16 protein-coding genes are annotated in these 17315 nt (G+C 72.7%); 6 read left to right on the top strand and 10 right to left on the bottom strand.

The features are described 5' to 3' along the window. Positions 1-140 precede the first annotated feature (140 nt). Both ACWEOH_RS01895 and ACWEOH_RS01900 read right to left on the bottom strand, forming a co-directional pair. Positions 141-704 (bottom strand): PH domain-containing protein, encoded by a 564-nt coding sequence (locus ACWEOH_RS01895; RefSeq protein ID WP_452027746.1) that lies wholly within the window; start codon positions 702-704, stop codon positions 141-143. A gap of 7 nt (positions 705-711) precedes the next feature. Then, positions 712-1557, bottom strand: coding sequence for a biotin--[acetyl-CoA-carboxylase] ligase (locus ACWEOH_RS01900; RefSeq protein WP_452027748.1), 846 nt, complete (start codon positions 1555-1557; stop codon positions 712-714). 112 nt (positions 1558-1669) lie between these two features. Between ACWEOH_RS01900 and ACWEOH_RS01905 the strand changes: the two genes are divergently transcribed. Together ACWEOH_RS01905 and ACWEOH_RS01910 are read left to right on the top strand one after the other, a co-directional pair. Beyond that, positions 1670-3268 carry an acyl-CoA carboxylase subunit beta gene (locus ACWEOH_RS01905; RefSeq protein WP_452027750.1) on the top strand — a complete coding sequence of 533 codons (1599 nt, stop codon included), beginning with the start codon at positions 1670-1672 and terminating at the stop codon, positions 3266-3268. Positions 3269-3276: 8 nt separating this feature from the next. Then, positions 3277-3534, top strand: a complete 258-nt coding sequence (locus ACWEOH_RS01910; protein ID WP_452027752.1) for an acyl-CoA carboxylase epsilon subunit — start codon at positions 3277-3279, stop codon at positions 3532-3534. Positions 3535-3887: 353 nt separating this feature from the next. On the opposite strand, the gene ACWEOH_RS01915 is transcribed toward ACWEOH_RS01910, so the two are convergent. Genes ACWEOH_RS01915 through ACWEOH_RS01930 form a run of 4 tightly spaced genes read right to left on the bottom strand, consistent with a single transcriptional unit; the run spans position 3888 to position 8196 of the window. Continuing rightward, a complete protein-coding gene (locus tag ACWEOH_RS01915) occupies positions 3888-4895 on the bottom strand; it encodes a hypothetical protein (RefSeq protein ID WP_452027754.1) in 1008 nt (335 codons plus the stop codon). Beyond that, positions 4892-6130: a sensor histidine kinase gene (locus ACWEOH_RS01920; RefSeq protein ID WP_452027756.1), complete on the bottom strand. Its 1239-nt coding sequence runs from the start codon at positions 6128-6130 to the stop codon at positions 4892-4894. The genes ACWEOH_RS01915 and ACWEOH_RS01920 overlap by 4 nt, the downstream gene beginning before the upstream one ends. Then, a complete protein-coding gene (locus ACWEOH_RS01925; RefSeq protein WP_452027758.1) occupies positions 6117-6803 on the bottom strand; it encodes a response regulator transcription factor in 687 nt (228 codons plus the stop codon). The genes ACWEOH_RS01920 and ACWEOH_RS01925 overlap by 14 nt, the downstream gene beginning before the upstream one ends. A 22-nt stretch (positions 6804-6825) precedes the next feature. After that, a complete protein-coding gene (locus ACWEOH_RS01930) occupies positions 6826-8196 on the bottom strand; it encodes a class I SAM-dependent RNA methyltransferase (protein WP_452027760.1) in 1371 nt (456 codons plus the stop codon). A gap of 46 nt (positions 8197-8242) precedes the next feature. Between ACWEOH_RS01930 and ACWEOH_RS01935 the strand changes: the two genes are divergently transcribed. Both ACWEOH_RS01935 and ACWEOH_RS01940 read left to right on the top strand, forming a co-directional pair. Further along, positions 8243-8881, top strand: coding sequence for a Maf family protein (locus ACWEOH_RS01935; RefSeq protein WP_452027762.1), 639 nt, complete (start codon positions 8243-8245; stop codon positions 8879-8881). Between the two features lie 90 nt (positions 8882-8971). Then, positions 8972-10747 (top strand): acetyl/propionyl/methylcrotonyl-CoA carboxylase subunit alpha, encoded by a 1776-nt coding sequence (locus tag ACWEOH_RS01940; protein ID WP_452027764.1) that lies wholly within the window; start codon positions 8972-8974, stop codon positions 10745-10747. Between the two features lie 54 nt (positions 10748-10801). Here the strand turns inward: ACWEOH_RS01940 and ACWEOH_RS01945 are convergent, their stop codons facing one another. Further along, on the bottom strand, positions 10802-12313 hold the full coding sequence (locus tag ACWEOH_RS01945) for an APC family permease (RefSeq protein ID WP_452027766.1): 1512 nt from the start codon (positions 12311-12313) through the stop codon (positions 10802-10804). A 46-nt stretch (positions 12314-12359) separates the two neighbouring features. After that, a complete protein-coding gene (locus tag ACWEOH_RS01950; RefSeq protein ID WP_452027767.1) occupies positions 12360-13790 on the bottom strand; it encodes an NAD(P)H-quinone dehydrogenase in 1431 nt (476 codons plus the stop codon). Between the two features lie 84 nt (positions 13791-13874). Between ACWEOH_RS01950 and ACWEOH_RS01955 the strand changes: the two genes are divergently transcribed. Both ACWEOH_RS01955 and ACWEOH_RS01960 read left to right on the top strand, forming a co-directional pair. Further along, positions 13875-14702 (top strand): purine-nucleoside phosphorylase, encoded by an 828-nt coding sequence (locus tag ACWEOH_RS01955; RefSeq protein ID WP_452027768.1) that lies wholly within the window; start codon positions 13875-13877, stop codon positions 14700-14702. Positions 14703-14712: 10 nt separating this feature from the next. Next, positions 14713-16419 (top strand): phospho-sugar mutase, encoded by a 1707-nt coding sequence (locus ACWEOH_RS01960; protein WP_452027770.1) that lies wholly within the window; start codon positions 14713-14715, stop codon positions 16417-16419. 119 nt (positions 16420-16538) lie between these two features. On the opposite strand, the gene ACWEOH_RS01965 is transcribed toward ACWEOH_RS01960, so the two are convergent. Beyond that, entirely contained in the window at positions 16539-16823 is a 285-nt protein-coding gene (locus ACWEOH_RS01965; RefSeq protein WP_452027772.1) for a PTS sugar transporter subunit IIB, read from the bottom strand. Next, complete coding sequence (locus ACWEOH_RS01970; protein WP_452027774.1) at positions 16820-17296, bottom strand: PTS sugar transporter subunit IIA; 477 nt, start codon at positions 17294-17296, stop codon at positions 16820-16822. Before ACWEOH_RS01970 ends, ACWEOH_RS01965 begins: the two co-directional genes overlap by 4 nt. Positions 17297-17315: the final 19 nt, after the last annotated feature.

Here is a 17315-nt window from a genome sequence, read left to right on the forward strand (position 1 = left end):
CCTTCATCGCGCGTCCCGCGCTCGGGGGCGCGCGGAACCACCCGTCTACGTTACGTCCTCCGAGCGGATGCCGCGGCACCGCGCAGGACGCACGCCACCGTCTTCGGCGAGCGGATGCCCCGTACCCGCGCGGCGACCCGTCAGCGGCCGCCCCAGGCGATCGTGTCGCCGTCGAACAGCGTCGACTGCTCGGCACGACGCCGGTCGGCGACGAGGCTGTGCGCGGCCTCCATGAGCTCGTCGAGCGCCGCCTGCACCTGGAACGGCTTCGGCACGTCGCGGATCACGAACGGGTGCTCGTGGCCGGTGTTCACCCGCACGTCGCCCGAGCCGAACGCGCTCTGCAGCCACGTGCGCCGCACGGTCACGTCGTAGCCGCGGCTGTGCAGCAGCTCCTGCCGCACGCGCGCGAACACGCCGCTGCGCAGGATGATGCGCCGGGTGGTGATCGTCGTGCGCCGCGCGAGCCACGAGACGAACGGCAGCAGGCAGCCCGCGACCACGACGAGCAGCGCGACCGCGCCGACCGCGATGAGCTGCCACGTCTCGGGGAGGATGACGAGGAAGTACGTCGCGGCCCCGACGGTCGCCAGGAGCAGGAGCACCGGGAGGATGAGGATCCGCGCGTGCCGCCGGACGCGTGCGACGACGCGCTCGACGTTCACTGCAGGCTGGGCGGCAGCCTCGCTCGCGGCTGGGCTCATACGCCCATTAATACCTCAGGTGCGTGACGTCGCCCGCGGCGACAGCCTGCGCCTCCCCATTCCGGTCGCGCACCAGCAGGCGGCCGTCGGGCTCGAGGCGCTCCGCCACGCCGAGGAGCTCCCGTCCGCCCGGCAGCTCGACGCGCACCTCTGCGCCGAGCGTGCCGCAGAGCGAGCTCACCCGGTCGGCGACGCCGCTCGCCGCGGCATCCGCGCCATGCTCGGCGAACGCGCGCACCAGCGACAGGAACGTGCCGAGGTAGTCGGCGAGCACGCGGTCGGCGTCTGGGTGCACGCCCGTGACGAGCAGGAGCGACGTCGAGGTCAGCGTGGGCAGGTCGTGCTCGTCGAGCGTGAGGTTGAGCCCGGCGCCCACGACCACCGCACCGGTCTCGGGAATCAGCTCCGAGAGGATGCCGCACACCTTGTAGCCCGACACCAGCACGTCGTTGGGCCACTTGAGCTCCACCTCGATGCCGCCGGTGCCGTCGTCCTCCTCGTCGTCATCCTTGGCGGATGCCGCGGCCTCGACGGCCCGGCGCACCGCCTCGGTCATGGCGGCCCCCGCGATGAGCGGGATCCAGCCGTAGCCCTCGGGCGGGAACGGCGCGCCGCCGGGCAGTTCGGGGCGCAGGAGCACCGAGATCGCGAGCGTCTTGCCCGTCGGGGCCAGCCAGGTGCGCCCGAGGCGGCCGCGGCCGCTCGTCTGGTCGTCGGTCACGATGACGCCGCCGTGCGGCCACGCCGCGGCAGCGGGTCCGGTGGCGGCCTCGCGCAGCTCGTCGTTCGTCGACCCGGCCGTCGCGAGGAACTCGAGGCGCGGGACGGCCGCGCGGCTCAGCGGAAGATCCATGCCCACATCCTCCCGCAGGTGGGCGCGTCACGGGAATGCACGACGTGGGCGGATGGATTTGTAGGAATCCCTCAACGAAGTGCCGCGTATGCGCGCCGGTAGAGTGAACGGCGTGACCGAAGCGACTGACGGCCCCGACCTCTTCACGACCGCCGGCAAGCTCGCCGACCTCAAGCAGCGCTATCACGAAGCCGTGACCGCGTCGGGCGAGGCGGCCATCGAGAAGCAGCACGCCAAGGGCAAGATGACCGCGCGCGAGCGCATCGCCGAGCTCCTCGACCCCGGCTCGTTCGTCGAGCTCGACGAGTTCGTGCGGCACCGCACGCACGCGTTCGGCATGGACGCGAAGCGCCCCTACGGCGATGCGGTCGTCACCGGCACGGGCACGATCCACGGCCGGCAGGTCGCGGTGTACTCGCAGGACTTCACGATCTTCGGCGGCTCGCTGGGCGAGGTCGCGGGCGAGAAGATCATCAAGGTCATGGAGCTCGCGCTGAAGCTCGGCGTGCCCATCATCGGCATCCTCGACTCGGGCGGCGCGCGCATCCAGGAGGGAGTCGTCGCCCTGGGCAAGTACGGCGAGATCTTCCGCCGCAACACGGCCGCCTCGGGCGTGATCCCGCAGATCTCGATCGTCTGCGGCCCGGCCGCGGGCGGCGCGGTCTACTCGCCGGCGCTCACCGACTTCGTCATCATGGTCGACAAGACGAGCCAGATGTTCGTCACCGGCCCCGACGTCATCAAGACCGTGACCGGCGAGGACGTCGGCATGGAGGAGCTCGGCGGCGCGCTCACCCACAACACCGTCTCCGGTGTCGCGCACTACCTCGCGAGCGACGAGTCCGACGCGCTCGACTACGCGCGCACGCTCGTCTCGTTCCTGCCCGACAACAACATGACGGATGCCCCCGTCTACGACGCCGACGTCGAGCTCGAGATCACCGACGAGGACCGCCGTCTCAACACGATCATCCCCGACTCGCCCAACCAGCCGTACGACATGCACTCGATCATCGAGGGCATCGTCGACCACGGCGACTTCCTCGAGGTGCAGCCGCTCTACGCGCCCAACGTGATCATCGGCTTCGCCCGCATCGAGGGCCGCTCGGTCGGCATCATCGCGAACCAGCCGAGCCAGATGGCGGGCACGCTGAACATCGCCGCCGGCGAGAAGGCGTCGCGCTTCGTGCGGTTCTGCGACGCGTTCTCGATCCCGATCCTCACGCTCGTCGACGTGCCGGGCTACCTCCCCGGCACCGACCAGGAGTGGACCGGCGTCATCCGCCGCGGCGCGAAGCTGCTCTACGCGTACGCCGAGGCGACCGTGCCGCTCGTCACCGTGATCACCCGCAAGGCGTACGGCGGTGCGTACATCGTCATGGGCTCCAAGCAGCTCGGCGCCGACATCAACCTCGCCTGGCCGACCGCCGAGATCGCGGTCATGGGTGGGCAGGGCGCGGTGAACATCCTCTACCGCGCGGAGATCAAGCGCGCCGAGGAGGCCGGCGAGGACGTCGCAGCGGTGCGCACGCAGCTCGCCAACGAGTACACCTACAACGTGGCGTCGCCGTTCCTCGCGGCCGAGCGCGGCGAGCTCGACGGCGTGATCGAGCCCGCGGCGACGCGCGTCGCGATCGTGAAGGCGCTGCGCACGCTCCGCACCAAGCGCGCGAGCCTGCCGCCGAAGAAGCACGGGAACATCCCGCTCTAGGGGGAGCCATGGCCGACGAGTACACGACCGGCGGTGCCGGCGCAGCCGAGGGCGACGAGCGCGCCGCGGCCATCCGCTTCATCACGCGTGACGTGACCGACGAGGAGGCCGCAGCCGTCACGGCGGTCCTGCTCGCGGCGCTCGACGAGGGCGTCGCCGAGCCGACCGCGGTGGAGCCCGGGCGCGATCGATGGGTCCGCAGCGGCGGTGCGATGCGGGCGCCCCTCGCCGTCGGACCCGGCAACTGGGCGCGCTCAGCCTGCTGAATGCCGGCTGTCCCCCGTTTCCACGCGAGGCATCGGGGGGCGCAGCATCCGCGCGTTCAGCGGGATCCCGGGCGAGCGACGGCGTCGGGCGCATCGCCTGTCCCCCGAACGTCGTCGTGTCCCCACAAATGATGACTATGTGTCCGGCTCCGAATGCGCCAAGATGGGTGTCGCAGGCTCCTCTGTGGAGTCGCCACCGTCACCGGTCGGGTAACCGGTGACCGTTGGGGGCGAGTCAGGGCGATATTCGGGTTGTCGCCGTGGCTCGGGCTTGATGGGGGGCCGATCATCGATCGGTCCCCCACCTTCATGTCCGGGCCGTCGTCGTTCGGCGCACCTGCATGCCCGCCCGGTCAGGTGCGCGGGATCTCCAGCCAGAACTCGACCTCGAGGTCGTCGGTGCTGTCCGACGGCTCCGCGCCCTCGGGCTCGCGCAGGCCGACGACGGTGACCGCCACCACGGAGCCTTCCGCCGCCGTGCGGGCGATGATGCGGTCGGCGCTCGACCCCGCGACGGCCTCCGCCAGGCGTGAGAGCACGCGGTCGCGGGTCGGTTCGTCGAGGTCGTCGATCCCGCCCTCGTCGAGCAGGGTGACGACGGTGCCCCGCTCGCGCGCCCGCTGCACCTCGGTGCGGACGGCGTCGGTCAGCAGCATCCGCCCGCGGATCTCATCGCGGATCGCCGCCTCGAGCATGCGGCACTCCCGCCGCTGGTCGTCGGTCAGGCGTCCCCCGCGGTCGCCGATGCGCCGGAGCATGGGCGCCGCGATGCGGTTGGTCTGCGCGAGGCGCATGCGGCCCTCGAACAGGTGCGCGTCCTGGGCGGCCTGCCAGGCCGCCGCCTCGCGCTCCGCCTGCGCGTACCGGCGGGTCTCGCGCGCGGCGGTCGTGAGTGCTGCGGTCAGCATGTGCGCGATCCCGACCCAGACGATGCTGCCGATCACGCCGAGCGTGCCGAGCGAGAGCGGCCCCGCCCACACGACGCTCTGCACCGCCAGCGCGATGACGCCGAGCCAGGCGGCCGCGAGCTGCCGTCGCGCCGCGGCGATGGTCATGAGCGTGCCGACCGCGGCCACGTACCACGTGGCGTAGCCGTTCTGCGCGTTCGCGTCGAGCTGGCTCGTCACGAGCAGCGGCAGCACGATGCAGACGGCCAGGTCGAACGCGGCGAGCCAGTCGGGCATCCTGATGCGCTGCACGGGCCAGAGGCTCGCGATCGTGGCGACCGTGTACAGCGCCAGGGCGACGATCGCGGGCCACGGCGACGCCGGCACGTTGAGCGAGTAGATGCCGAGGATCACGTGGTACGCCGAGAACATCGCGCCGAGCACGAGCAGGAGCCAGCGGGGGACGGTGATCACGCGCCGACCCCCTCGGTGTCGGACGGCCAGGACACGGTCACGAGCGTCCCGTGACCGGGCCGGGACGCGATCTCGGCCGCTCCCCCGGCGTTCGCCATGCGCTCCTCGATGGAGACGCGCAGCCCGAGGCGCTCCTCGGGCACCTCGTCGCGGGCGAAGCCGACGCCGTTGTCGGCGACCTCGATGACGGCGCCGCCGGTGCGCACGCCGCGGATGCGCAGCTCGCGCCGGGTGGTGCGGCCCGGCTCGTCGGCGTGCTGCATGCTGTTCACCATCGCCTGCACCGTCGCGGAGTAGAGCGCCTCCACCGCCTCGACGGGCAGCAGGACGCCGCCGGCGTTGACGACCCGTACGGTGAACGGCGCCGAGAACGTGGTGAGCGCCGCGCGCAGCCGGCGCACGAGCACGGGCAGCCCCACGCGGTCGAGGGCGCGCGGCCCGGCGGCGCCCGCCTCATCGAGGCGCTTCACCGCGTCGCGGGCCATGCGCGCGGCGAGGTCCTGCTCCTCGGGCGACTCGGCGGCCGCCGCAGACAGGAGCGTCGTGAGCACGCTGTCGTGCACGAGCGCGTCGACCTTCACTCGCTCGTTCTCCGTCGCGTGCTGGCGTGCGGCGAGGTCGTACCGCTGCAGGGCGGCCTCCTGCGCCGAGTCGACGGACTCGGCGGCCTGGCGCAGCATGACCACGATGATGAGCACCACGACGCCGAGGATGATCGCGTACATCGAGTTGAGCACCGCGAGGAGCGGGTCCACCGCGCCGCCGGCGGGCAGCAGTCGGATGACGCCGTAGATCGTGGGCACGATGAGCGTGTACCCGGTCGCGACCGGCGCCGGCAGCGCGACCACCGCGGCCGTCGTGGCGACCGTGCAGATGTAGTAGAGCCACGGCGTCTGGCCGACGAGGGCGGCGGGATCGGCCACGAGGAAGGGCCAGGCGAGCAGCGCGAGCACGTACAGCGCGGCGAACGCGAACGCCGCCGCGCGCACGGCGAGCTTCGCGATCGAAGCGACGGCCACCGCGACGAGCGAGCCGTAGAGCACGGCCATGAGCGCGGCGCCCGCGCCCTCGATGAGCGCCGCCGACTGCTCGAGCGCGAGCGGCACGGTCTGCGCGCCGAACACGAGGCCGAAGAGCCCGAGCGCACGGCCCGAGATCGTCTCGACCTGCGCCCGGGTGACCGCGGTCCGACGGCGCGTCGCGAGTCGCGCGACCCGCCACTCAGCGGCGGGCATCCCCGCCTTCGACGTCGAGGCCCGGCAGGATGCCGTCCTCGACCGCGCGGCGCAGCAGGTCGACCTTCGTCGGCGCCGGCCGGCCGACCTCGACGTACTTGGCGCGGATGCGGTCGAGGTACTCGCGCGCGGTCGAGTGCGCGATGCCGAGCTGCATGGCCACGAGCTTCAACGGCAGCCCCGAGGCGTAGAGGTGCAGCACGTCGCGCTCGCGACGGCCGAGCTGGGCCTTCGCGAAGTCGCGGTCGGCCTCGATCGCGCTCGCCCACTCCACGTTGTTCAGCACCTCGCCGCGCGCGACGGTCGCGATCGCCGAGATGACGTTCGCCATGGGCGACGCCTTCGGGATCACGCCCGCGGCGCCCGCGGCGAGCGCCTCACGCACCGCGGCGACGCGGTCGGCGATGCTGTGCACGAGCACGGCGCTGCCCGTCTCGAGCACGGCGCGCACGTTCTCGGTCACGGAGGAGCCGTCGCCGAGCGAGAGGTCGAGGACGACCACGTCGCACGAGCGTCCGTCGAGCGCCGCGAGGAGCTCGGGCACGTTCGAGGTCTCGGCGACGACCTCGTAGCCGGCGTCGCGGCAGGCCGCGCGGAGTCCGAGCCGCACGGCCTCGTGGTCGTCGACGATGGCGACCGTGGCGGCCGTGTCCTGCTTCGGTGCATCCGTCACGAGGCCCCCCTTTCCCGACAGTTCACACGATAGCGGTCAGCCTCGCGACGGCCTCGACGTGGTGGGTGTTCGGGAAGAGGTCGAAGGCGACCACGTCGTCGAGTGCGTAGCCGCGTTCCCGCAGCAGCCCGACGTCGCGGGCGAGGGCCACCGGGTCGCAGGCCACGTACACGAGCTGGCGCGGGCGCAGCTCGGCGAGGCGGTCGACGACGGCGCGCCCGGCGCCCGAGCGCGGCGGGTCGAGCACGACGGTCGCGTCGCGGAGCCGTGCCCGCTCGGCGGCGGTCGCGGCATCCGCGAGCTCGTCGAGGAAGCGGTCGACGCGCGCCGTGACCGCTCGCGATCCGACCCACTCGGCGAGGTTCGCCCCGGCGTGCTCGGTGGCGCGCGTGTCGGCCTCGACCGTGGTGATGCGCACCGCGTCGCCGAAGCGGTCGCCCACGGCCGCCGCGAGCAGGCCCACGCCGCCGTAGAGGTCGAGGTTCGCTGCACGCGGGTCGAAGAGCGCCGGATCCACGGCGTCCTGCACGGCGCGTGTGAGCGTGGCCGCCGCGCCGCGATGCACCTGCCAGAACCCGTCGCGGTCGAGGACGAAGGTGCGGTCGCCGACGCGTTCGGTGATCGTCGGGCGCGGGCCGCGCCGCGGCATCCGCTCGACGTCGACGACCACGAGGGCCGGTTCGCCGACGCTCGGGGCGACGAGGTCGACGGCGCGCGCTCCGGGGAAGCGCGACGAGAGCGGCGCGAGCTCGGCGAGCGACGCGACGGCCAGGGGCACGGATGCCACGGGCACGACCGTGTGGCTGCGTGCGGCGTAGGGGCCGACCGTGCCGTCCTCGGCGACCTGCAGCCGTACGCGGGTGCGCCAGCCGGTGCCGTCGGCGGACACGCCGGGCGCGAACGCGGGGTCGATCTCCTGCACCGCGACGTGGTGCTCGACCCCGCCGAAGCGGCGCAGGGCGTCGCGGAGCACCTCGGACTTGAGCGCGCGCTGGCGGTCGATGCGGATGTGGCCGAACTCCGCTCCCCCGGCGCGTCGCTCGGGCGCGCGCTCGACGGAGGCCTCGGCCCAGACGTGCTCCTGCCGGTCGGGCGAGACGTCGAGCACCTCGAGGGTCTCGGCGCGCCAGAAGCGGTCGTGGCGGCGGTCGGTGATGCGCGCCCGCACCCGCTCGCCCGGGATCGCGTCGGGCACGAACACGACGCGGCCCTCGTGGTGGGCGACGAAGACGCCGCCGTGCGCGACGCGCTCGACGTCGAGCTCGACGACGGGGCCGTCGGCGGCCGGCGCGGCCTGCGCGCCCGGCCCGCTCGACGCGGTCCGCCCGGATGCGGGTCGCCGAGCGCCTCGGGCCGGCGGGCTCGGGCGGCGGGGGCGACGGGACTCGGCCATGCTTCGAGCATTCCACAGCCCGCGCCGGGCGCGGCAGGATGGGGGCATGCGCCTCTACCTCGCCTCGACGTCGCCCGCCCGGCTCCAGACGCTGCGGGCGGCCGGCATCGAGCCGATCGCGATCGCGCCGGGCGTCGACGAGGCCGCGGCCGTCGCGACGGCGGAGGCGGCATCCGGCCCGCTCGAGGCGCCCGACATGGTGCAGCTCCTCGCGCGACTGAAGGCCGAGGCGATCGTGGGCCGCGAGCACGAGGGCGAACCCATCGACGGGCTCATCCTCGGCGGCGACTCGGCGTTCCTCACGGGCGGCGCGATCCACGGCAAGCCGCACCTCCCCGAGGTCGCCCGTGAGCGCTGGCTCGCGCAGAACGGCAGCCACGGCGACCTGTGGTCGGGTCACTGGCTCATCGACCACCGCGGCGGACGCGCGAACGGCGCCGTCGGACGGGCGGATGTCGCGACGGTGCGGTTCGCGGCGCTCGACGAGGCCGAGATCGACGCGTACATCGCCACGGGCGAGCCGCTGCTCGTCGCGGGAGCGTTCACCATCGACAGCCTCGGCGGGCCGTTCATCCGCCGCGTGGAGGGCGACCCGTCGACCGTGGTCGGGCTGTCGCTCTCGACGCTGCGCGACCTCGTGCGCGAGCTCGGCGCGGACTGGCCCTCGCTCTGGAATCGCCGCTGACGGCCATTGTCGACGCCCGCAAGGGTCATCGGCCTTTTTTGTGGAAGCGACCCAAAGGCGAGCGCAGGCAGCCCAATAGGCTTGAGGATTATGCCGCGTATCACCAAGGTCCTCATCGCCAACCGTGGAGAGATCGCCGTCCGCGTCATCCGCGCCGCCCGTGACGCCGGCATCGGCTCGGTCGCCGTGTACGCCGACCAGGACCGCGACGCCCGCCACGCGAAGCTCGCCGACGAGGCCTACGCGCTCGACGGCACCACGAGCGCCGAGACGTACCTCGTCATCGACAAGCTCCTCTCGGTCGCCCGCCGCTCCAGCGCCGACGCGGTGCACCCCGGCTACGGCTTCCTCGCCGAGAACCCCGACTTCGCCCGCGCCGTCATCGAGGCCGGCCTGACCTGGATCGGCCCGTCGCCCGAGGCCATCGAGCGACTCGGCGACAAGGTGTCGGCCCGGCACGTGGCCGAGAAGGTCGGCGCGCCGCTCGCGCCGGGCACGCTCAACCCGGTGGCGGATGCCGCCGAGGTGCTCGAGTTCGTCGACGTGCACGGCCTGCCCGTGGCGATCAAGGCCGCCTTCGGCGGCGGCGGCCGCGGCCTCAAGGTCGCCCGCACGCGCGAGGAGGTGCCCGAGCTCTTCGATTCGGCCACCCGCGAGGCGGTCGCCGCGTTCGGCCGCGGCGAGTGCTTCGTCGAGAAGTACCTCGACAAGCCCCGCCACGTCGAGACCCAGTGCCTCGCCGACCAGCACGGCAACGTCGTCGTCGTGTCGACGCGCGACTGCTCGCTGCAGCGCCGCCACCAGAAGCTCGTCGAGGAGGCGCCCGCGCCGTTCCTCACCGAGGAGCAGAACCGCCTCCTGTACGAGGCGTCCAAGGCCATCCTCAAGGAGGTCGGCTACGTCGGCGCGGGCACGTGCGAGTTCCTCATCGGCCAGGACGGCACCGTCTCGTTCCTCGAGGTGAACACGCGCCTCCAGGTGGAGCACCCCGTGTCCGAGGAGGTCACCGGCCTCGACCTCGTGCGCGAGCAGTTCCGCCTCGCAGAGGGCGGCGTACTCGACTACCCCGACCCCGCGACGACCGGCCACTCGATCGAGTTCCGCATCAACGGCGAGGACCCGGGCCGCAACTTCCTCCCCGCGCCCGGGCCCGTGCACCAGCTGCGCTTCCCCGGCGGCCCCGGCGTCCGCATCGACTCCGGCGTCACCAGCGGCGACGAGATCTCGGGCGCCTTCGACTCGCTGCTGGCGAAGCTCATCGTCACGGGCGCCACCCGCAAGGACGCCCTCGAGCGCGCCCGCCGCGCCCTCGACGAGTTCGAGGTCGCCGGCCTGCCCACGGTGCTGCCGTTCCACCGCGACATCGTGAACAACCCCGCGTTCGCGCCCGAGGGCGACGAGCCGTTCTCGGTCTACACGCGCTGGATCGAGACCGAGTACGACAACCGGCTCGAGCCGTGGTCGGGCGAGCTCGCCGAGGGCTCCGGCCCGGCCGCGCGCACCGACGTGGTCGTCGAGGTCGGCGGCCGCCGCATCGAGGTGACGCTGCCGAAGAAGCTGCTCGGCGGCTCGGCGGCGGGCACCGCGACCGCCGGTCCCGCCCCGCGGCGCCGCAACCTCGCGCACGCCGTGGACACCGTGGCCGGCGACGCCGTGAAGGCGCCCATGCAGGCGACCGTCGTGAAGGTCGCCGTGGCCGAGGGCGACCGGGTCGTCAAGGGCGACCTCGTGCTCGTGCTCGAGGCCATGAAGATGGAGCAGCCGATCGTCGCCCACAAGGACGGCGTCGTCGGCCTCGTCAACGCCGAGGCGGGCACCACGGTGTCGAGCGGGCACCTACTGCTCGCGATCAACGACCCCAGCTGACCTGCTCGGAACGCGCGGCGGCCGCCGCGTCCGCCGCTGCGGCCCCAGCGCGGGTCACCCGATGGGCGGCGCCCCCTGCGGCGTCGGGAGCTCCACCTCGCTGACCGCGCCCGCGAGCCGCGAGCGACGCCGGCCGTAGATGAGGTAGATCACGACGCCGATCGCGAGCCAGACGAGGAACCGCACCCACGTGAGCGTCGTGAGGTTCAGCATGAGCCAGAAGCACAGCGCCGCCGAGAGGATCGGGAGCACGGGCGACCACGGCACCCGGAAGCCCCGCGGCAGGTCGGGCCGCGTGCGTCGCAGGACGACGATGCCGATGCTCACGAGCACGAACGCCGAGAGCGTGCCGATGTTGATCATCTCCTCGAGGAGGCCGACGTCGGTGAACGCCGCGACGAGCGCCACGACCGTGCCGCCGATGATCTGGATACGGGCCGGGGTCTTCGTGTGCTCGGTCGTCCGCGAGAGCCAGCGCGGCAGCAGCCCGTCGCGGCTCAGGGCGAAGACGATGCGCGACAGGCCGAGCAGCAGCACCATGATGACGGTCGTGAGGCCCGCGAGTGCCCCGACCGAGATCACCGCCGACGCCCAGTCCTGTCCGACGAGCCGGAACGCGGTGGCCAGCGACGGGGTCTCCTCCTCGGCGAGCTCGGTGTACGAGACCATTCCCGTCATCACGATCGACACGAGCACGTAGAGCGCCGTGACGATCGCGAGCCCGAGGAAGATGCCGCGCGGCAGGCGGCGCTGGGGGTCTCGCACCTCCTCCGCGCTCGTGGCGACCACGTCGAAGCCGATGAAGGCGAAGAACACGAGGGATGCCGCGGCCAGCAGCCCGAACACGCCGTACTGCGCGGGCGCCGCACCGGTCGCCCAGGAGAACAGCGACTGCGTCCAGGCATCCGACGCACCGCCCTCGGTGGGCACCGCCTCGGGGATGAACGGCACGTAGTTCGCGGCGTTGATGAAGAAGAAGCCCACGACGATCACGAACACGACGATCGCGACCTTGATGATCGTGAACACCGAGCCGACCCGCGCGGTGAGCTTGGTGCCAGCCACCAGCAGTGCGGTGAACACGGCGACGATGAGGAAGGCGGGCCAACTCACCTGGACTCCGCCGAGGTCGATCGTGGCCGGGAACGGGATCCCGAAGGCGAGCAGCGCCTCGCCGAGGTAGACGCCCCAGTACTTCGCGATCACAGCGGCGCCGGTGAACATCTCGAGGATGAGGTCCCAGCCGATGATCCAGGCGAGCAGCTCGCCCATCGTCGCGTACGTGAACGTGTACGCGCTGCCCGCCACGGGCACCGTCGACGCGAACTCGGCGTAGCACATGATGGCGAGGCCGCACGTGATCGCGGCGAGGATGAACGAGATCGTCACGCTCGGCCCGGCGAAGTTCGCCGCGGCCTGGGCCCCGACCGAGAAGATGCCCGCGCCGACGGCCACCGCGATGCCCATCAGCGCGAGGTCCCACGTGCCCAGCGAGCGGCGGAGGCTGCGTTCCTCGTCGCCCGAGTCCGCGATCGACGCCTCGACCGATTTCACGCGCCAGTTCATCGTTCCCCCAGAGCTCGGGCGTCGACCCCCGCGACGCCGCGTCGTCTCAGCGTACGACGTGCATGGCCCTCGCGGCATCCGTCAACGAGCCGGTCAGCGACGGGTAGACCGGGAACGCCTCGGCGAACTGGTCGACCGTGAGGCGGTGCTCGACGGCGAGCGCGAGGGGCAGGACGAGCTCCGACGCCTTCGGCGCGACGATGACGCCGCCGATCAGGGCGCCCGAACCGCTCGACGCGAAGAGCTTCACGAAGCCGTCGCGGATGCCCATCATCTTCGCGCGCGGGTTGGAGGCGAGTGGCAGCTTGTAGACCACACCGGGCACGATGCCCTCCTCGATCGCCTTCTGCGTCCACCCGACGGTGGCGATCTCGGGCTGCGTGAAGATGTTCGAGGTGATGTTGCGCTCCTCGGGCGGGTCGACGATGTCGCCCATGGCGTGGAAGATCGCGGTGCGTCCCTGCATCGAGGCGACCGATGCGAGCGGAGGGAACGTGGTGCAGTCGCCCGCCGCGTAGATGTTCGGCATCGACGTGCGCGCCACCCGGTTCACGCGGATGTGGCCGCTCTCGCTGAGCTGGACGCCCGCCTCCTCGAGGCCGATGTCGGAGGTGTTCGGCACCGCCCCCACCGCCATGAGGCAGTGGCTGCCGCGCACCTCGCGCCCGTCGGTGAGGGTCGCGACGACCGAGTCGCCGTCGCGCACCACCGACTCGGCGCGCGACTTGTTGAGGACCTTCATGCCGTTGCGCTTGAAGACCTTCTCGATCACCGCGGCGGCGTCGGCGTCCTCGCCGGGGAGCACCTGGTCGCGGCTGGAGATGAGCGTCACCTTCGCGCCCAGCGCCCGGTACGCGGACGCGAATTCCGCACCGGTCACGCCCGAGCCGACCACGATGAGGTGCTCGGGGATCTCGGGCAGGTCGTAGAGCTGCTTCCAGTTGAGGATGCGCTCGCCGTCGGGGACGGCGGTCGGCAGCACGCGCGGGGTCGCGCCGACCGAGATGACGAGCGTGTCGGCCTCGATGCGGTCGAAGTCGGTGCCGCCCTTGGCGGTCGAGACGATGATGGCGTTCGGCCCGTCGAGCCGGCCCTCGCCCTGCACGAGGTTGACGCCCGCGTCGAGCAGGTTCGCGCGCATGTCCTCGGACTGCTGCGCCGCGAGCCCGAGCAGCCGCTTGTTCACCGCGGCGAGGTTGATGGCCACGCTCGGCTTCACGGCCTTGTCGCCGGAGCCCTTCGCGTAGAACTGCACGCCGAGGTCGGCCGCCTCCTTCACCGCGTTCGACGCCTCGGCGGTCGCGATGAGCGACTTCGACGGCACCACGTCGGTGAGCACGGCCGAGCCGCCGACGCCGGCGCGCTCGATGAGCGTGACCTCCGCGCCGAGCCTCGCGCCGGCCAGGGCGGCCTCGTAGCCGCCCGGCCCTCCTCCGAGGACGGCGATCCGTTGCGTGCGCTCGAACTCGTAGGCCATGCTCGATATTCTGTCGCAGCCCGTGAAACGGCACCAAACGAGCACGGCCTGACGCGGCATCCGCCCCCTCATTAGAGTGGTGGGATGCAGGAGACCAACCCGCTCGACGACCCGAACGCCGACCCCTTCGCCATCGCCGCCGAGGCGGCTGCGCGGATCGCGGAGCTCACCGGGGTGGAGCACCACGACGTCGCGCTCACGCTCGGCAGCGGCTGGGGCCGCGCCGCGGAGCTCATCGGCGAGACCACCCACACCATTCCCGCCACCGAGGTGCCCGGCTTCTCGAAGCCCGCGCTCGAGGGGCACGTCGGCACGCTGCGCTCGATCGCGCTGCCGAACGGCAAGCGCGCGCTCGTCATCGGCGCGCGCACGCACTACTACGAGGGCCACGGCGTGCGCCGCGTGGTGCACTCGGTGCGCACGGCGGCGGCGACCGGCGCCACGACGATGATCCTCACGAACGGCGCGGGCGGCATCAAGCAGCACTGGACGCCGGGCACGCCCGTGCTCATCAGCGACCACATCAACATGACCGGCGACTCGCCGCTCGAGGGCGCGACGTTCATCGACCTCACCGACCTGTACTCGCGGCGCCTGCGCAACCTGGCGCGCTCGCTCTCCCCCGGCATCGACGAGGGCGTCTACGTGCAGTTCCGCGGGCCGCACTACGAGACGCCGGCCGAGGTGCAGATGGCCAAGACCATCGGCGGCCACATCGTGGGCATGTCCACGGCGCTCGAGGCGATCGCCGCCCGGCAGGCCGGCATGGAGATCCTCGGCATGTCGCTCATCACGAACCTCGCCGCCGGCATCCAGCTCACGCCGCTGAGCCACGAGGAGGTCATCGAGGCCGGCCGCGCCGCCGAGCCCGTGATCTCGAAGCTGCTCGCCGACATCGTCGCCGAGCTCTAGGGGGCATCGGATGTCGCAGGACAACGCCGCCGGAGCCGAGCGCCTCGCCCTCGCAGAGGCCTGGCTCGCGCAGGACCCCGACCCCGAGACCCGCGCCGAGCTCGCCGCCCTCGTCGACGGCGCGAGGGCCGGGGATGCCGCGGCGATCGACGAGCTCGCCGACCGGTTCGACGCCCGGCTCGCGTTCGGCACCGCCGGGCTCCGCGGCGAGATCGCCGCTGGCCCCAACCGCATGAACCGCGTGCTCGTGTCGCAGGCCGCGGCCGGACTCGCCGCGTACCTCCTCGAGCGCGCCCGACCGGGCGAGACACCCTCGGTCGTGATCGGCTACGACGGGCGCAAGAACTCCGCCGTGTTCGCCCGCGACTCGGCCGAGATCATGGCCGGCGCCGGCGTGCGCGCCGTGCTCCTGCCGCAGCTGCTGCCGACGCCGGTGCTCGCGTTCGCCGTCCGCCACCTCGACACGACGGCCGGGGTCATGGTCACGGCCTCGCACAACCCGCCGAACGACAACGGCTACAAGGTGTACCTCGGCGGGGAGCACGGCGGATCGCAGATCGTGTCGCCCGCCGACGCCGAGATCGCTGCGGCCATCCACCACGTCGCGACGACCACCACCGTGCCCGACCTCCCCCGCGGCGAGTTCGAGACCGCGTCCGAGGAGGTCGCCGACGAGTACGTGCGGCAGACCGCCCTCGTCGCCGACCGGCCCGCCTCGCAGCCGCGGGTCGTCTACACTGCGATGCACGGCGTCGGCTGGGAGACCGCGGCCCGCGTGCTCGCGGCCGCGGGCTTCGACGCGCCGGCCGTCGTCTCGGCGCAGATCTCCCCCGACCCGGCGTTCCCGACCGTCGCGTTCCCCAACCCAGAGGAACCGGGCGCGATGGACCTGAGCTTCGCCGAGGCGCGCGCGGCGGGAGCCGAGCTCGTGATCGCGAACGACCCCGACGCCGACCGGCTCGCGATCGCCATCCCCGACGCGTCGTCGGCCGACGGCTACCGCCGACTCTCGGGCAACGAGGTCGGCCTGCTGCTCGGCTGGCGCGCCGCGCGGCGTGCCGCCGACGTCCCGGGCGACTCGGGGCCCGACGGCACGCTCGCGTGCTCGATCGTCTCGTCGCCGGGCCTCGAGGCCGTCGCACGAGCCTACGACCTCGACTTCGAGGCGACGCTCACCGGCTTCAAGTGGATCTCCCGCGCCCCGAACCTCGTGTTCGGCTTCGAGGAGGCGCTCGGCTACCTCGTGAATCCCGAGACCGTCCGGGACAAGGACGGCATCTCGGCCGCCGTGGCGTTCCTCTCGCTCGCGGCGTCGCTGAAGGCCGAGGGACGCACCATTGCCGACCACCTCGACGAGTTCGTCGAGAGGTTCGGCTGCTTCGACTCGTCGCAGGTGTCGATCCGCGTCACCGACCTGTCGCGCATCGGCGAGATCATGGCTCGGCTCCGCGCCGAGCGCCCGTCGTCGGTGGGCGGCATCCGGGTCGAGCGCATCGAGGACCTCGCCGACGGATTCGGCGGGCTCCCCCCGTCCGACGTGCTGCGCATCGTCCTCGAGGGCGGCGCACGCGTCATGGTGCGGCCGAGCGGCACCGAGCCGAAGCTCAAGGTCTACATCGATGCCGTCGGCACCGAGGGCACGGTCGGTGAGCGGCGTGCCGCGGCATCCGCCGCCGTCGCCGCGCTCGAGGCGGGCATGCGGGAGCTCACGGCCTGAACGGGCGGGGTCGGGCTCCTCGCGAGCCCGGCCCGCCTCGGCCCGTTGGTCCGGTACGCCCGGCGTGGTCGAGTCGCCGCCCTGAGACGGCACCCTGCGTCGCCGCCGTGCAGGCGGCCTCAGCCGATCGAGGCCTCGAGCTTCTCGCCGATCTCCTCGACGTCGAAGTAGTTCACGACCTCGACGATCTCGGCGTAGCTGCGGCCGACCGCGCGGCGCACCTCGTCGGCGAGCTCGGTCGACGTCAGGATCACCTGCGCATCGGCCGCGGCGGCGGCGATGTCGGCGAGGCCGCTCGCCGAGACGTCGGCGCTGAGCCCCAGCCGGTCGAGCGCGCGCTCGGCGTTCGTCTTCAGGATCGCCGACGTGCCCACGCCGACGCCGCACACCGCCACGATCCTCATGCGCCCGCACCCGTTCCGGCGGGCGCCGCGTCGACGCCGAGGAGTCCCCGCACCTCGTCGGGCGTCGTGGCGCGTGCCAGACGACCGACGATGCCCGTGTCGTTGAACGCGTTCGCGAGCTGCGCCACGGATGCCACGTGGTCCTCGGCGTTCGACACGGCCATGCCGACCACGACCCGCACCGGGTCGTTGTGCGGGTGCCCGAACGGCACCGCGTCGGCGAGCGTCACGACCGCGAGTCCTTCGCGGCGCACGTCGGAGCCCGGGCGGGCGTGCGCCAGCGCGAGGCCCGGCGCGATGACCACGTAGGCCCCGAACTCCTCGATCACGCCGATCATGCGGTCGGCGTACTCCGACCGCGTTGCGCCCGAGCGGGTGAGGGCGCGGCCGACCTCGCGCACCGCGGCGCGCCAGTCGTCGGCACGCGCGCCGAGCACGACGGCCGTGTCGGGAAGGGGAGGGATGGAGGTCATGGGGGTCCGATCGAGGGCG

The organism is Agromyces sp. NPDC004153 (assembly GCF_053603635.1).

Coding starts and splice junctions, on each gene's coding strand:
- ACWEOH_RS01955 (WP_452027768.1), top strand. CDS start 13,875: ATGCAGGAGACCAACCCGCTCGACGACCCGAACGCCGACCCCTTCGCC.
- ACWEOH_RS01950 (WP_452027767.1), bottom strand. CDS start 13,790: ATGGCCTACGAGTTCGAGCGCACGCAACGGATCGCCGTCCTCGGAGGA.
- ACWEOH_RS01930 (WP_452027760.1), bottom strand. CDS start 8,196: ATGGCCGAGTCCCGTCGCCCCCGCCGCCCGAGCCCGCCGGCCCGAGGC.
- ACWEOH_RS01900 (WP_452027748.1), bottom strand. CDS start 1,557: ATGGATCTTCCGCTGAGCCGCGCGGCCGTCCCGCGCCTCGAGTTCCTC.
- ACWEOH_RS01965 (WP_452027772.1), bottom strand. CDS start 16,823: ATGAGGATCGTGGCGGTGTGCGGCGTCGGCGTGGGCACGTCGGCGATC.
- ACWEOH_RS01940 (WP_452027764.1), top strand. CDS start 8,972: ATGCCGCGTATCACCAAGGTCCTCATCGCCAACCGTGGAGAGATCGCC.
- ACWEOH_RS01945 (WP_452027766.1), bottom strand. CDS start 12,313: ATGAACTGGCGCGTGAAATCGGTCGAGGCGTCGATCGCGGACTCGGGC.
- ACWEOH_RS01910 (WP_452027752.1), top strand. CDS start 3,277: ATGGCCGACGAGTACACGACCGGCGGTGCCGGCGCAGCCGAGGGCGAC.
- ACWEOH_RS01920 (WP_452027756.1), bottom strand. CDS start 6,130: ATGCCCGCCGCTGAGTGGCGGGTCGCGCGACTCGCGACGCGCCGTCGG.
- ACWEOH_RS01935 (WP_452027762.1), top strand. CDS start 8,243: ATGCGCCTCTACCTCGCCTCGACGTCGCCCGCCCGGCTCCAGACGCTG.
- ACWEOH_RS01960 (WP_452027770.1), top strand. CDS start 14,713: ATGTCGCAGGACAACGCCGCCGGAGCCGAGCGCCTCGCCCTCGCAGAG.
- ACWEOH_RS01970 (WP_452027774.1), bottom strand. CDS start 17,296: ATGACCTCCATCCCTCCCCTTCCCGACACGGCCGTCGTGCTCGGCGCG.
- ACWEOH_RS01895 (WP_452027746.1), bottom strand. CDS start 704: ATGAGCCCAGCCGCGAGCGAGGCTGCCGCCCAGCCTGCAGTGAACGTC.